This window comes from Micromonospora sp. NPDC057141 (assembly GCF_042670805.1).
Lineage (GTDB): Bacteria > Actinomycetota > Actinomycetes > Mycobacteriales > Micromonosporaceae > Micromonospora.
In genome coordinates, this window is sequence record NZ_JBHUVA010000021.1 from 55310 (window position 1) to 69267 (window position 13958).

Annotated in this window: 12 protein-coding genes; 2 read left to right on the forward strand and 10 right to left on the reverse strand. The window is 72.2% G+C overall.

Annotation, left to right across the window (positions count from 1 at the left end):
• The 8 genes from ACFT41_RS14335 to ACFT41_RS14370 form a co-directional block, all read right to left on the reverse strand.
• The gene (locus ACFT41_RS14335) at positions 1-1020 is read right to left on the reverse strand and encodes a DUF2804 domain-containing protein (protein WP_377585452.1); all 1020 of its coding nucleotides are present in this window, start codon (positions 1018-1020) and stop codon (positions 1-3) included.
• A complete protein-coding gene (locus ACFT41_RS14340) occupies positions 1013-2464 on the reverse strand; it encodes an NAD-dependent succinate-semialdehyde dehydrogenase (protein WP_377585455.1) in 1452 nt (483 codons plus the stop codon). The genes ACFT41_RS14335 and ACFT41_RS14340 overlap by 8 nt, the downstream gene beginning before the upstream one ends.
• Positions 2457-3149 (reverse strand): GntR family transcriptional regulator, encoded by a 693-nt coding sequence (locus tag ACFT41_RS14345; RefSeq protein WP_377585458.1) that lies wholly within the window; start codon positions 3147-3149, stop codon positions 2457-2459. The genes ACFT41_RS14340 and ACFT41_RS14345 overlap by 8 nt, the downstream gene beginning before the upstream one ends.
• Before the next feature lie 11 nt (positions 3150-3160).
• The gene (locus tag ACFT41_RS14350) at positions 3161-4324 is read right to left on the reverse strand and encodes a mandelate racemase/muconate lactonizing enzyme family protein (RefSeq protein WP_377585461.1); all 1164 of its coding nucleotides are present in this window, start codon (positions 4322-4324) and stop codon (positions 3161-3163) included.
• A gap of 35 nt (positions 4325-4359) precedes the next feature.
• Positions 4360-5232, reverse strand: a complete 873-nt coding sequence (locus ACFT41_RS14355) for a carbohydrate ABC transporter permease (protein WP_377585463.1) — start codon at positions 5230-5232, stop codon at positions 4360-4362.
• Positions 5226-6194: a carbohydrate ABC transporter permease gene (locus ACFT41_RS14360; protein ID WP_377585465.1), complete on the reverse strand. Its 969-nt coding sequence runs from the start codon at positions 6192-6194 to the stop codon at positions 5226-5228. Before ACFT41_RS14360 ends, ACFT41_RS14355 begins: the two co-directional genes overlap by 7 nt.
• Positions 6195-6208: 14 nt before the next feature.
• On the reverse strand, positions 6209-7591 hold the full coding sequence (locus ACFT41_RS14365) for an ABC transporter substrate-binding protein (RefSeq protein WP_377585468.1): 1383 nt from the start codon (positions 7589-7591) through the stop codon (positions 6209-6211).
• An 81-nt stretch (positions 7592-7672) separates the two neighbouring features.
• The gene (locus tag ACFT41_RS14370) at positions 7673-8806 is read right to left on the reverse strand and encodes a zinc-binding dehydrogenase (RefSeq protein WP_377585470.1); all 1134 of its coding nucleotides are present in this window, start codon (positions 8804-8806) and stop codon (positions 7673-7675) included.
• A 619-nt stretch (positions 8807-9425) separates the two neighbouring features.
• Here ACFT41_RS14370 and ACFT41_RS14375 point away from each other — a divergent pair.
• Positions 9426-10964 carry a TROVE domain-containing protein gene (locus tag ACFT41_RS14375; RefSeq protein WP_377585473.1) on the forward strand — a complete coding sequence of 513 codons (1539 nt, stop codon included), beginning with the start codon at positions 9426-9428 and terminating at the stop codon, positions 10962-10964.
• Between the two features lie 572 nt (positions 10965-11536).
• Positions 11537-12091, forward strand: a complete 555-nt coding sequence (locus tag ACFT41_RS14380) for an AAA family ATPase (RefSeq protein ID WP_377585476.1) — start codon at positions 11537-11539, stop codon at positions 12089-12091.
• Between the two features lie 55 nt (positions 12092-12146).
• On the opposite strand, the gene ACFT41_RS14385 is transcribed toward ACFT41_RS14380, so the two are convergent.
• The gene (locus ACFT41_RS14385) at positions 12147-13115 is read right to left on the reverse strand and encodes an aldo/keto reductase (RefSeq protein ID WP_377585479.1); all 969 of its coding nucleotides are present in this window, start codon (positions 13113-13115) and stop codon (positions 12147-12149) included.
• Positions 13112-13921, reverse strand: a complete 810-nt coding sequence (locus ACFT41_RS14390) for an SDR family NAD(P)-dependent oxidoreductase (protein WP_377585482.1) — start codon at positions 13919-13921, stop codon at positions 13112-13114. The genes ACFT41_RS14385 and ACFT41_RS14390 overlap by 4 nt, the downstream gene beginning before the upstream one ends.
• Between the last annotated feature and the right edge of the window lie 37 nt (positions 13922-13958).

Below are 13958 nucleotides of genomic sequence, written 5' to 3' on the forward strand. Positions count from 1 at the left end.
TCACCATCGGCGCCGGACCTCCTCGGCCCAGCCGAGCAGCCCGTCGACCGGAACCCGCTCACCCTCGTCGGTCACCACGTGCCCCGAGTAGCGCCCGAACACCTGGTGCTCGGCGCTCTCCACCACCAGCCAACTGCTGTAGGCGGCCCGGTCGTGGAACGGGGTGAAGGTCAGCTCGACCCGCCGGCCCACCATCCGCCACGGCGCCAGCCAGTCGTGGCTGTCGTAGTACCAGGTCAACTCGTCGCCGATCTTGTGGAGCCGGCCGTCCACCCGGACGGCGTTCTCGGTCATCCCGGTGCCGACCGTCCACTTGCCACCGAGCTGCAGGCCGATCTCCCGGCCACCGCACCGGCCACTGGCCGCGCCCCAGTTCCACACGATCGAGTACGGCCACCGGCCCCGGCCGTGGTCCAGCGTGGCGTACGCGGTCGACGGGTCGAACTCGTACGCCTGCCCGTCGACGGTCACCCGCCCCCGCGCCGGCAGGCAGTTGTCCTTGCGGGTGTACTGGAAGGTGCGGTCGTTCCACGGCACCACCACACCCAGCGACTCGTGCCCCTCGGGCCGGTCCACCTCCAGATCGACCGAGAGCCGCTCGGAACGGGCGCGCAGCCGGGTGCTGAACGGAGTCTCGTCGAACCCGAGGGCGATGCGCCGGCCCCGGGCCCGTACCCAGCCCTCGCCGGAGACCGCCGGCATCGGCGTGCCCGTCGGCAGCACGTGCCGCTCGGCGACCTGGATCGCCCGGTCGGTGGCGAAGTCCAGGAAGAACGCGGCGTAGGTGACCCGGTAGTCGGCGTGCGAGACGTTCACCGCGACCAGGTGCGTCGGCGTGGTCACACACCAGTACTCGAACCGCTTGTTGCGGCCCCAGCCGCGCAGGTTCGCCCGGTGCAGCGGCCGGCGGGTCCAGCCCACCGCGTCCGGGTTCAGCCGGCCGTCCGGCAGGCACAGGTCCACCCGGCTGGTGATCTCCCGCTCGTGGGTCAGGTGGTCGCGGGCGGATCGCTCAGCCATCGAGTTCCACCGACAGGTACTTGTAGTCGAGGTAGTGCTCGACGCCGTGGTGGCCGCCCTCCCGGCCGTACCCGCTGCCCTTGACCCCGCCGAACGGCCCCTGTGGCGCGGCGAAGTTGCCGCCGTTGACCGAGACCATGCCGAACCGCAGCGCCTCGGCCGTGCGCATCACCCGGGACAGGTCCCGGCTCCAGAGGTAGGAGGCCAGACCGTACGGGGTGGCGTTGGCGCGGGCCACCACCTCCTCGTCGGACTCGAAGGTCAGCAGCGGCGCGACCGGCCCGAAGGTCTCCTCGGTGCTGACCAGCATCTCGTCGGTCACCCCGGCCAGCACCGTCGGGGCGTGGAAGCTGCCCCCGGCGTACGACCCGTCGGTGGGCCGGTCACCGCCGGTCAGGACCCGCGCCCCCCGGCCCAGCGCGTCGGCGACGTGGGCGCTGACCTTGTCCACGGCCGACGAGTTGATCAGCGGGCCGATCCGGGTGCCGTCGGCCAGTCCGTCGCCCACCGGCAGCGCCGCCGTGCGGGCGGCCAGCAGCCGGCCGAACTCCTCGGCCACGGACGAGTGGACGAAGATGCGGTTGGGCGAGGTGCACGCCTGCCCGGCGTTGTAGAACTTGGCCCGGGCCACGCCCGCCGCCGCCTTCGCCAGGTCGGCGTCGGCGAAGACCAGCACCGGGGCGTGCCCGCCCAACTCGACCGACATCCGCTTCACGTCCGGCGCGCTGGCCGCGATCAGGAGCTTGCCGACCCGGGTGGACCCGGTGAAGGAGACCTTGCGCACCTCGGGCGCGGCCATGAAGACCTCGGCCACCTCGGCCGGCCGGGTGGTCGGCACGACGTTCACCACACCCGGCGGCAGACCCGCCTCGGCGCACGCCCCGGCCACCGCGAGCGCGGAGAACGGGGTCAGCTCGGAGGGCTTCAGCACCACCGGGCACCCGGCGGCCAGCGCCGGACCGAGCTTGCGGGTCACCATGGACAGCGGGAAGTTCCAGGGGGTGATCGCGGCGACCACACCCACCGGTTCCGGCAGCAGCCAGATGCGCGAGCTGGCCGAGGTGGACGGCACCGTCTCGCCGTACAACCGGCGGGTCTCCTCGGCCGACCAGAGCAGGTGCTCGGCGCCCGAGAGCACCTCGGCCCGCGCCTCGGCCAGCGGCTTGCCCTGCTCCCGGGTCATCGTCCGGGCGATCTCGTCGGCCCGCCGGCTGAGCACCGCGCCGACCGCGCGCAGCTTCTCGGCCCGCAGGTGGGCCGGGAGCGCCCGCCACCCGGCCAGCGCCCGGCCGGCCGCCTCGACCGCCGCCTGCGCCTCGGTGGCCCCGGCGTCGACCACCGTGCCGAGCACGGCGCCGGTGGCCGGCTCCCGCACCTCGAACACGGCGCCGCCGGCCGGCTCACACCACGCGCCGTCGATGTAGGCCCGTCCCACGTCACTCATACGTCTCCTGTCGGCGGCCGGCCGGCCGCGGTTCGGTCTGCTGCATGCCTTGCAGCAGCGCTTCCATGCCCGCCTGCTCGTGTTCGCGGACGAGCCGTGCGGCGCGGGCGAAGTCTCCGGCCACGATCGCGTCCCGGATCGCGACGTGCTCGGCGTGCGACTCGGCCAGTCGCCACGGCACGAACCGGAAGCCGTACTTGGCCCCCTCGGTGCGCGACCAGAGCGAGGTCAGCATCCGGTTGATCACCGTGGTCTGCGGGGTGTCCGAGAGCAGCGCGTGGAACTGCCGGTTGAGCGTGGAGAACGCGTCGACGTCCCGGTCGGCCACCACCGGCTCGCAGGCGCGCAGCACGGCGTCTATCTCGGCGAGCCGCTCCGCCGGGTAGGCCGCGCCGCCGAGTTCGATGGCGAGCCCGCCGAGCGCCCCCCGGATGCCGTACACCTCCTGGATGTTGTCCAGGCCGACGCTCGCCACCACCGCGCCGACGTGCGGGCGCAACACCAGCCACTCGTCGGCGACCAGCGACTTGATCGCCTCCCGGACCGGGGTCTCGCTGATGCCCAGCGCCTCGGAGACGACCCGGGCCACGATCCGGCTGCCCGGCGGCGCGTCACCCGACATGATCATTTGTTTGATGTGGCTGATGGCGATGTCGGACTTCATCTGGAAGGTCTCGGTGCTCACCGGTGTCCCCCTCACACTCGCTGCACGGTCAGCCGGTCGATCGCCGCCGGGTCCAGGGTGACGCCGAGGCCGGGCCCGGTCGGCACCCGCACGGCGCCGGTGGCCGGGTCGGGCAACAGCGGCTCGGCCAGCATCACCTGGAAGACCTCCGGCACGATGACGGGCGGATCGTACGGGTACTCCAGCCACTCGCACGACGGCAGGGACGCGCAGAGCTGGAGGTTGCCCGCGATGCCCAGCCCGGTCGCCCAGGCGTGCGGGATGATCCGCCGGTGCCGAGCGACGACCATGGTCCCGAACTGCCGCAGGGCATGGATCTCCTCGCTCTCGTTGGCGTCGGGCTGGTAGATGTCGAAGCAGTCATCTTCCAACAGCCGGACCAGTTCGGCGAAGCCCCGATTGTGCTCGCCGCCGGCGATCGGCACCGGTACGGCCGCGGTCAACCTGCGCAGCGCCTGGTAGTCGTGCCGGGGCAACGGCTCCTCCAACCAGGCGACGTCCAGGTCGGACAGTTCCCGGGCGGTGGTCAGCGCCCGCTCGTACGTCCAGATCAGCCGGCTGCCGTCCGGGGCGTACCGCCACCGGGAGGCCGCCTGGTTGGCGTCCACCGCCAGCATGACGTCCGGTCCGACGGCCTCCCGGACCGCCGCGACCTGGCGCAGGTCCTCGGCCACCGTCGCCGAGTGGACGCGCAGCTTGATGCCGCGGAAACCGGCCGCGACCGCTGCCAGCGCGTCGTCGACCCGCTGCGCCGGATCGCGCACCTCGCCGAAGCTGGCGTACGCCGGGATCTCGTCGGTGGTGCCGCCCCAGAGCTGGTAGAGCGGTCGGCCGCAGACCTTGCCGACCGCGTCCCAGACCGCGACGCCGACCACCCACGGGCGGGGGAAGAAGTACTGCGCGGCGTAGCGCAGGCGGTTGGCGATGTGCTCGGTGGCGAACAGGTCGTGGCCGACCAGCATCGGCCGGATCACGTCCCGGATCGTGGTGAGCAGCAACGGACCGGATCCGTGCCCCATGTCGCCGCCGGAGACCCCGACCACGCCGGAGTCGGTCTCCACCTCGACGATCACGGCCGCCATCGTCCGGTGCTCCCCCTCCGGCGCCCAGGACGGCACGAACGGCCGTGGGTAGGGAATCTCGACCAGCGAGGCGCGGACGTCCCGAATCTTCATGCTTCCCGCCACCTTCTCCGGGGCGACCTCGGGCGTCAGCCCTTGGTCGCGCCCTCCGCCAGGCCCTTGATCAGCCACTTCTGTACGAACAGCGCGAACACCACCACCGGAATGACGGTGAGGGTGCCGACCGCGGTCAGCGGCCCCCACATCGCGCCCTGCTCGGTGTCGGCCGCCATCCCGGCGATGGCGACCGGGATCGTCGCCGCGTCCCGGTTGGTCAGGACCAGCGCGAACAGCAGCTCCTCCCAGGCCAGGATGATGCTGAAGATCAGCGTCGAGATCAGGCCGGGCAGGCTGCACGGCACGATGATCCGGAAGAACGCGCCGAGCCGGGAGGCGCCGTCCAGCATCGCCGACTCCTCCAGCTCCTTGGGCAGGCCCAGGAAGAACGAGCGCATCAGCCACATCACGTACGGGATCAGGAAGGTGCAGTACGCCAGGATCAACGTGATGTGCCGGTCGGTGAGGTCGAACCGGCGGGCGACCAGGAACATCGGCACGGCCAGCGCGATCGGTGGCACGCCCCGCGAGGCGAGGATCAGGCCACCGATCAGCCCGGCTCCCCGGATCGGCAACCGGGCCAGCGCGTAGCCGGCCATCGACCCGGCGGTGATCGACAGCAGGCCCGCGCCGACCGCGACGATCACCGTGTTGACCATGCGGGGGCCGATGTCGGCCTGCGCGAAGTAGCTGGTGTAGTTCTCCCAGGTGATGGTGCTGAACCAGCGGGGCGGACTGGCGAAGATGTCCCGGGGCAGCTTCAGCGACGTGCTGATCATCCACAGCACCGGGAACAGGAACACCACCGTCGCGGCGACCGCACCGCCGATCCGTACCCCGCGGCCGAGCCGGCCGTGCCGGGACCGGCCGCGGACGGTGGGGGGCGCCGCCGTCGTCGTCACCATCGCTTCTCCAGGAACCGGTTGAGCCGCAGGAACAGGAAGGTCAGCAGCATGGTGATGGCGAGCACGAGGGTCGCCATCGACGATGCCGTGCCGAACTCGAGGCCACGGAACGCCTTCTCGTAGATGTAGAGGTTGACCACGTCGGTCGCCTGGCCCGGCCCGCCCTTCGTGGCGGCGAGGGCGATGTCGAACATCTTCACCGCGCCGAGCCACCGCACGATGAACGCGGCCAGGATGACCGGGGCGAGCAGCGGCAGGGTGATCCTGCGCAGGGTGGCGAACCAGCCCGCGCCGTCGACCCGGGCCGCCTCGAACACGTCACCGGGCAGCGACATGAGCCCGGCGGAGGCGATGAGCACGACGAACGGCGTCCACCGCCAGGTGTCGATCAGCACCAGACTCACCATCGCCAGGGTGGGGTCGGCCAACCAGTCGACCGGGCCGAGACCGACCAGGCCGAGCAGGTAGTTGACGAAGCCCCACATCGGGTCGAGCAGCATCTTCCACACGCCGCCGGCGACCACCGGGACGACCACCATCGGGATCAGGAAGAGCGACCGCAGCACCCCCCGGCCACGCCACTCGACGTTGAGCAGGAAGGCGATGCCGAAGCCGAGGACCATCTGCAACGGCAGCGCCAGGGCCAGGTAGACGCCGGTGACCTTCAGCGAGTTGAGGAATCCCGGATCGTCGACGACGGTCCGGTAGTTGAGCCACCCGACGTTCCTGGCCGGGGTGAAGGTGGCCAGGTCCAGCTCGGAGAAGCTGATCTGGACGGTGTAGAAGAGCGGGTAGGCCAGCACCGCCACCAGGATCGCCAGCGCCGGGGCGAGGAACAGCCACCGGCTGCCGAGGTCCCGGAGGCGGTGGCCGAACGGCCGACGTCGGAGGGACGGCCCCGCCGGGGCGGCAGGGAACGCGCTCGCGCTCCCCACCGCCGCCGTCTCAGTCGTGATAGGCACCTGATGCTCCGCGCTCAGTAACCCTTGGACTTCAACAACTTGTCGATCTCGTCCTCGGCGTTCTGCAACGCCTGGGCCGGGGTGGCCTGCCCGGAGATCGCCAGGCTGTGCTGGGTCGCCAGGATCTGCTGGATGGCATCGGACTCGGGGAGCTTCGGTCGCCACATCTTGCCCTTGTCGACCGCCGCGTAGCCGTCCGCGATGGCCGTGAAGACCGGCGCGAGCCAGGCCTGCTCGGGGGTGGACGCCAGGGTCGACTTACGCGCCGGGAAGACACCCAGGGTGTTGACCTGCCACTTCTCGCCCTCCTTGGAGGAGAGCCACTGCAGCAGCGCCCACGCCGCCTCGGCCTGCTTGCTCTTCTTCGCCACCGCACCGGTCCACATGCCCCGGTGGGCCCCCGCGCTGAGCGAGCCGACCGGCATCACCTGGATGCCGACCTCCTCCGGCTTCAGCGTGGTGGTCTTCTCGTCGATCGCGGTGCCCCGGTAGACGCTGCCCCACATGAACATGGTGGCCGTCTTGCCCTGCCGGAACGCCTCCAGCGGCTCGTTGAACTGGTAGGTGGCCGCGCCGGGCGGGGCGTACTTGAGCAGGTCGACGTGGGTCTGGAGGGCGGCGACCCCCTCCGGGGTGTTGAACGCCGGCTTGTTGTTCCCGTCGAGGATCTGGCCGCCGTTGCTGTTGAGGATGGTCTGCCAGATCGTCGGGGTCAGCGGGTCCCGGGTGAAGTAGGTGCCCACCGCCCAGGCGTCGGTCTTGCCGTCGCCGTTGGTGTCCTGCACCAGCTTCGGCGCCTGCTCCAGGTACTGCTGCCAGGTCAGGGCCGGCGTCGGCTCGGGCAGCCCGGCCTTGCTGTAGAGCGTCTTGTTGTAGAACATCAGCAGCAGGTTGGAGCGCAGCGGCACGGAGTACTGCTTGCCCTGCCACTCACCGGCGGCCAGCGGCGCGGCGTTGAAGTCGTCCCAGTCGTAGTCGGACTTGGTGAACGCGCCCAGGTCGCCCTTGAGGTCGGCCAGGCCGCCGGTCTTCGCCAGCTGCGGGATCCACGGGTCGTCGGCGACGACGATGTCGTACGTCGGCTCCGGGGCGGTCAGCTCCAGCATCTCCTTGGCGAGCAGGTCGCCGTAGGGCACGCCGTCGATGGTGACCTTGATGTTCGGGTATGCCTTGTTGAACTCCGGCACCATCTGTTCCTGCCACTGCCGCGCGAACGCGTCGTTGGCGATCATCCGGATGGAGACCGGCTTCTCGGCGGTGCCCACACCGCCGCCGGTGATGCTGTCGTCGTCACCGGAGCCGCAGGCCGCGAGGGACATCGCGACCGTGGCGGCCAGGCCGCCCGCCAGGAGCGCTCTACGGGTCGTGCCGCGCAGTGCGCGGAAAGGGCTGTGCACAGGTAACCCCTCTCAGGGGAATGGTTCGTCGGTGGAGGATCGGGTGTTGCCGCCCGGCTGTCGCCTACTGGGAGCTGTCGCCTACCGGGACACGTCGACGGCGATCTTCACGACGTCGCTCCCATGCAGTCGATTGCCGGTGCTGATCGAACGCAGGGCCAGTTCCACGTCCCGCAACGGGACGCGGTGCGAGACCACCCGGGCGCAGGACGGGCCGCCCCGCTCGAGGATCTCCAGGGCGCGCAGGTAACGCGCCTGCATGTCCGGACCGGCACCGTAGACGCCGGTGATGGTGACGTCCCGCCGGACCAGATCGCTGTAGGGGTTGAACGCGATCGGCCCGCGATCGGTGAAGTTGCCCAGCTCGGCGAGGGTGCCGCCGTCTGCGACGTAGCCGATCGCCTCGGCGAAACCGGCCGGGGAGCCGCTGCAGCCGAGCACGGCGGTGGCTCCGGTCCCGCCGAGCACGTCCCGTACGGCCGCGTGCCGCGGCGCGCCGGGGTCGAGCGTGCCGATGTCGACCGCCGAATCGGCCCCCAGCTCGGCGGCGAGGGCGAGGCGGCTGGCGTTGCTGTCGACGGCGACCACCCGAGTGGCTCCGGCGGCCCGCGCGGCGGCGACGACCATCAGGCCGATGGCGCCCACGCCCTGCACCACCACGGTGGAGCCGAGCCCGACGCCGGCCCGGTGGATGCCGTGCAGGGCCACCGACATGGGTTCGGCGAGGATCGCGACCTCGGGCGGCAGTTCGGTGCGGTAGAAGACCGTCCAGGGGTTGGCCAGGTGCAGGTACTCGGCGAACCCACCGCTGAGCGCCGCTCCGAGGTCGACCGGCGACTTGAATCCGTACGACGGGGGACGTCGCCGGCACTGCCCGGGGCGGCGCAGCACCACGCACTCGTAGCAGGTGCCACAACTGGCCGCGGGGAACACCCCGACCCGGTCGCCGACGGTGACCGGCCGGCCGGCGAAGTCCCGGTCCAGGCCGGGGCCGAGCGCGGCGATGGTGCCGACGGTCTCGTGGCCCAGCAGGACGGGGAAGGTGATGCTGGGCAGGCGGCCGTGGAAGACGTGGGCGTCGGTGCCGCAGATGCCACACAGCTCGACCCGGATCACCGCCTCGCCCGGGCCCGGCGCGGGCACCGGGTACTCACGGATCTCCACTGGCCCGTCGGGGCCGGTGACGATCGCCGCGCGGGAGGTCGCCATCACCATCGCCTGCACCTCTCCAGCCGGTTTCTACATTCTGGATTCAATAGAATGTGGGAACCGTAACGTGCCGGCAATCAACTGTCCAGAGCTGGCAGCAACGCGATCGGGGCCTGATCTGCGGCGGAACGACGGAGGTGGACGCCGCGCAACGCTTCGACCACTTTCCGTCAGGCTCCGCGCGCCAGACCGACGCCGCTCGACCGGCACCATCCCGGCCGACTGCTGCCGGCCCGGATTCGGCTTGTCGACGGCCCTGCGGTCCCCTACTCTTCCGTCAGCACCTCCCGGTGCGCAGGCAACGGCTACTTCCGCTTCCAACGGGGAGACGCGGGTTCGAATCCCGCCACCGCTTCGGCGGTGTCGACCAGCGGCCCAGGTCACCTTGGCCCGCAAGGGCCAGTCGCCGTCGCCGATTCGATCTCGGGAGGCGCGACCACACCGCACACCCGGTGCGCAGGCAACGGTTACTTCACGGATCCGCGGGTTGGGGGTTCGAGTCCCTCGCACGCCCTGGCGTGCTAGCTCAACCGGACAGAGCAGCGGACATGTCCGTCGCCGACTTCCGATCTCGGGTATGCGGTGCGGTGGCGTCCTCTCCTCCTCGACCGCCATGGGGGACGCGATGGCCAGGTTCAACGTCAGGCCACGCCACAGCCGGCCCGAGACCGACGAGGTCGTGACCGCCGAGGGAGCGCCGGGTTTCGCGCGCGAGCAGCGGGCCGAGCTGTTCCTGCTCGCGGTGTCCAACATGGTCGGCGAGGACACCTTCTACGAGGCCGCCGCCGACCGCGACGCCCGGTTCCGTGAGCTGGTCGCCGCCGTCGCGGTCGCCGACCCCGACTGGTTCGCCCGGTTCGTGCCGTGGCTGCGCACCGGCGCGATGCTGCGCTCGGCGTCCGTGGTGGCCGCGCTGGAAGGTGCCCGGGCGCAGGTCGCTGCCGGCGTGCCGGGTTCCCGGGCGGTCGTGGGGTCGGCGTTGCAGCGCGCCGACGAGCCGGGTGAGGCGCTGGCGTACTGGCTGGGCCGGCACGGCCGGGCCCTGCCGAAGCCGGTCAAGCGGGGCGTCGCGGATGCCGTCGTGCGGCTCTACCACGAGCGCAGCCTGCTCAAGTACGACTCCGACGGCAGTGCGGTGCGGTTCGGTGACGTCATCGACCTGACCCATCCGGTCGCGCGGAACGACCGGCAGGGTGACCTGTTCCGGCACGCCCTCGACCGGCGCCACAAGCGCGACAACCCGCTCCCGGAGTCGCTGACCGTGCTGGCGGCCCGGGCCGAGCTGACGGCCCTGCCGGTGCAGCGGCGGCGGGAGGTCACCGACCCGGCGGTGCTCGGCGCGGCCGGGATGACGTGGGAGGCCCTGGCCGGCTGGCGGCAGACCACCATGGACGCCGCCGCGTGGGAGGCGGTCATCCCGACCATGGGCTACCTGGCGCTGCTGCGCAACCTGCGCAACTTCGACCAGGCCGGGGTCGGCGACGCGGTCGCCGAGGTGGTGGCGGCGAAGCTGTCCGACCCGGGCGAGGTCGCGCGCTCGCGCGTGCTGCCGATGCGTTTCCTGTCGGCCTACAACGCGGCGCCGAGCCTGCGGTGGGCGTACCCGCTGGAGCGGGCGTTGCAGCAGACGCTGGCGAACGTGCCCGCCCTGGACGGACGTACCCTGATCATGATCGACACCTCGGGGTCGATGAACAGCACGTTCAGCCGGGACGGCACCCTGCGCTGCTGGGACGCCGCCACCGTGTTCGGCCTCGCGTTGGCCGCCCGCGCCCGGCACGCGACGGTGGTGTCGTTCTCCACCGCCAGCCGGGTGTTCCCGGCCGTGGCGGGCGAGTCGGTGCTCGCGGCGGTGCGACGGTTCAGGGACGGCGGCTACTTCTACGGCGGCGGCACCGAGACCGAGCAGGCGGTACGCAGACACTACGACGGGCACGACCGGGTGGTCATCCTCACCGACGAGCAGGCGCACGAGCACGGCGCACCCGACGTCGCGCACGCGGTGCCGGCACACGTGCCGACGTACACCTGGAACCTGGCCGGCTACCGGGTCGGGCACACGCCGGCCGTCGGCAACCGGCACACGTTCGGCGGTCTGTCCGACGCAGCGTTCGCGATGATCCCCCTCATCGAGGCCGGGTCCCGCGACCAGTGGCCGTTCTGAGCGGTTCCGGAACGACGGCGGCCCTGGTCGATCGCCGGGATCGACCGGGGCCTCCGGTGCGGACGCGACGCTCTCACAATTGGCCCGGAGAGCGCGCTCGCCCGCACCGGCGGCGGCCGGCCCAGCTCATCCCCCCGTGGCGACCGACGCGATGGCGGCGTGCGGCCGACGGGTACCGTCGCCGGGCCGGTGCAGGCGCTCGGCCTCCGTAAAGCCGGCGCGCGCCAGCCGCGCGGAGAACTCGTCGACGGGCGAAGGCGAGGTCGTCGGGATGCACCTGCCGGGTCGTCCCGAACAGCCCGATGTAGAGCTCCGCGGCGGACACGTACGCCTGCCGAACCTGTTGCATGTCCACCGCCCGACCCTATGCCGAATTGACAGCGCTATGGCCAGCAGTACGCACCCGTCTCCTGGCTGCTCGCCCTGGCGTGCGCGGTCCTGCTCGCCGTCGCCGCGCTCGCCGCCGTCACCGGCCCTGTCCGCCGCCCGACGCCCGGCCGCGGACGCCTCCGCTCCACCCGACGTGACCGCCCTCGACGGCCCACCGCACCCAGCTGAGCTACAACGATCTGATGAGAACAACGCCGACCCTCGTCGTCGTCAGCGGACCGTCGGGAGCTGGCAAGACGACCCTCGCCCACCTGCTCGCCCGGCGGATCGGCTGCCCGGCGATCTGCCGGGACGAGATCAAGGAGGGCATGGTCCACGCCGCCGGGGACTTCGTCGCCACGCCGACCGACGAGCTGAGCCTGCGGACCCTGCCCACGTTCTTCGAGGTGCTGCGGCTGCTGTTGACCGCGGGTGTCACCACGGTCGCCGAGGCGGCCTTCCAGGACCGTCTGTGGCGCCCAGGCCTGCTGCCGTTGACCGGGATCGCCGACGTCCGGGTGGTGCACTGCCGGGTCGACGCACAGGCGGCCTTCGACCGCGTCCGCCGACGGCAGCACGAGAACGCGATCCGGCGGGCCCACGCCGACGCGTACCTCGGCGACCGGCAGACCCACGCCCTCGGTCACCGGGGCTTCCAGCCCATCCGGCTCGCCGTGCCCGAGATCGAGGTGGACACCGGCGACGGCTACCGCCCCGGGCTCGACGAGATCGTCGCCTTCGTCAACGCCGGGCGATGAGCCCGCTGCCACGCACCCGACGACGCCGCCTCGCGGTGGTGGTGCGCGTCGGCGGTCACGAGTCGATGAGCCCTTCGGCCAGCAGATCGGCCCACAGCGCGTCGGGCACCGGCGTGGAGGCGAGGCGCACGTTGCGGTCGACCTGTTCGGCGTTGCGCGCGCCGAGCACCAGGGAGACGACGGCGGGATGCCGCGCCACGAAGGCCATCGCCGCCTGCGGCAGGGCCACCCCGTGCGCGCGGCACACCTGCGCGATCCGCACCGCCCTGGCGTACGTCGCGTCCGGCACCGGCCCGTAGTCGTAGTTCCGGCCCGGTGGTTCGGTGGCGAGGATGCCGCTGTTGAAGACTCCGGCGGCGAGCACCGCGACCGCCCGCTCCCGGCACCGGGGCAGCAGCGTCCGCGCCGCCGACTGGTCCAGCAGGGTGTAACGGCCGGCGAGCATCACGGTGTCGATGTCGGTGTCGGTGACGAACCGCTCCAGCATCTGCCACTGGTTCATGCCGACGCCGATCGCTCCCACCACGCCCTGGTCGCGCAGCTCGTGCAGGGCCGGATACGCCTCGTCGACCGCCTGCCGCCAGTGGTCGTCCGGATCGTGGATCAGCACCACGTCCACCCGGTCGAGGCCCAGCCGGACGAGGCTGGACTCCAGCGACCGGCGTACCCCGTCGGCGCTGAAGTCCCACCGACGCGCGTGGTCGGCGGGCACGTCGAACCCGCCGGCGTCGTCGCGCAGGTGTGCGGTCTGCGGCGACGGCACCAGGATCCGGCCGACCTTCGTGGAGACCGTGAACTCCGCGCGGGGCCGGCCCGCCAGCACCCTGCCGAGCCGGCGCTCCGACAGGCCGAGGCCGTAGTGCGGGGCGGTGTCGTAGTAGCGGACACCGGCCTGCCACGCGGCCTCGACCGCCCGGCGGGCCGTGTCGTCGTCGACCGCCTGGTACAGGTTGCCGATGCCGGCCGCGCCGAACCCGACCGTGGTGACCGGGGCCGGCGAGCGCCCCAGGCGGGTGGTCTTCATGGTGCCTCCTCGGTGCCGGGGCGGGGGTGGGTTCTCGGCGGGGTGCCGCCGGTCGCGGTCGGTCGGAGGCGGAGCCCGTGCACGCCACCGTCGACCGCGAGCACCGTCCCGGTGGTGGAAGCCGCCAGCGGGCTGGCCAGGTAGCAGATCGCGGCGGCGACCTCGGCGGCGGAGACCAGCCGCCCCATGGGTTGGCGGGCCTCCAGGGCGGCGAGCTCGGCGGCCGGGTCGGCGGCGGAGTCGAGCAGCCTGCGCACCCAGGGGGTGTCGGCGGTGCCCGGGTTGACGCAGTTGACCCTGATCCCCTCCGCGACGTGGTCGGCGGCCATGGCGAGGGTCAACGCCTGCACGGCGCCCTTCGTCGCGCTGTAGAGCGCCCGGTCCGGCAGACCCACCGTCGCCGCGATGGAGCAGGTGTTGACGACGACCGCGCCGGCGGAGGCCCGTAGGTGGGGCAGGGCCGCCCGGGTGACCCGGACGATGCCCACCACGTTGACGTCGAAGACCCGGTGCCACTCGTCGGCCGGGTTCGCCTCGACGGACCCCTGCGCCCCGACGCCGGCGTTGTTGACCAGGATGTCGATGCCGCCGAGGTGGTGGGCCGCGACGGCGACGGCGTCAGTCACCGACGTGTCGCTCGTGACGTCGCAGCGCAGGCCGTGCAGCGGGGCCGGCACCCCGAACGGGTCCAGGTCGAGGCAGACGACGGCCGCGCCCCGCTCGGCGAGCATGCGGGCGGTGGCCAGGCCGATGCCGGAGCCACCGCCGGTCACCACCGCGGTCAGTCCGGTGAACTCGCTGGTCATGACTCCCCCAATTCCACGCGGACGGGACCGGGCCGTC

Coding starts and splice junctions, on each gene's coding strand:
- ACFT41_RS14350 (WP_377585461.1), bottom strand. CDS start 4,324: ATGAAGATTCGGGACGTCCGCGCCTCGCTGGTCGAGATTCCCTACCCA.
- ACFT41_RS14335 (WP_377585452.1), bottom strand. CDS start 1,020: ATGGCTGAGCGATCCGCCCGCGACCACCTGACCCACGAGCGGGAGATC.
- ACFT41_RS14355 (WP_377585463.1), bottom strand. CDS start 5,232: ATGGTGACGACGACGGCGGCGCCCCCCACCGTCCGCGGCCGGTCCCGG.
- ACFT41_RS14380 (WP_377585476.1), top strand. CDS start 11,537: ATGAGAACAACGCCGACCCTCGTCGTCGTCAGCGGACCGTCGGGAGCT.
- ACFT41_RS14370 (WP_377585470.1), bottom strand. CDS start 8,806: ATGGTGATGGCGACCTCCCGCGCGGCGATCGTCACCGGCCCCGACGGG.
- ACFT41_RS14385 (WP_377585479.1), bottom strand. CDS start 13,115: ATGAAGACCACCCGCCTGGGGCGCTCGCCGGCCCCGGTCACCACGGTC.
- ACFT41_RS14390 (WP_377585482.1), bottom strand. CDS start 13,921: ATGACCAGCGAGTTCACCGGACTGACCGCGGTGGTGACCGGCGGTGGC.
- ACFT41_RS14340 (WP_377585455.1), bottom strand. CDS start 2,464: ATGAGTGACGTGGGACGGGCCTACATCGACGGCGCGTGGTGTGAGCCG.
- ACFT41_RS14375 (WP_377585473.1), top strand. CDS start 9,426: ATGGCCAGGTTCAACGTCAGGCCACGCCACAGCCGGCCCGAGACCGAC.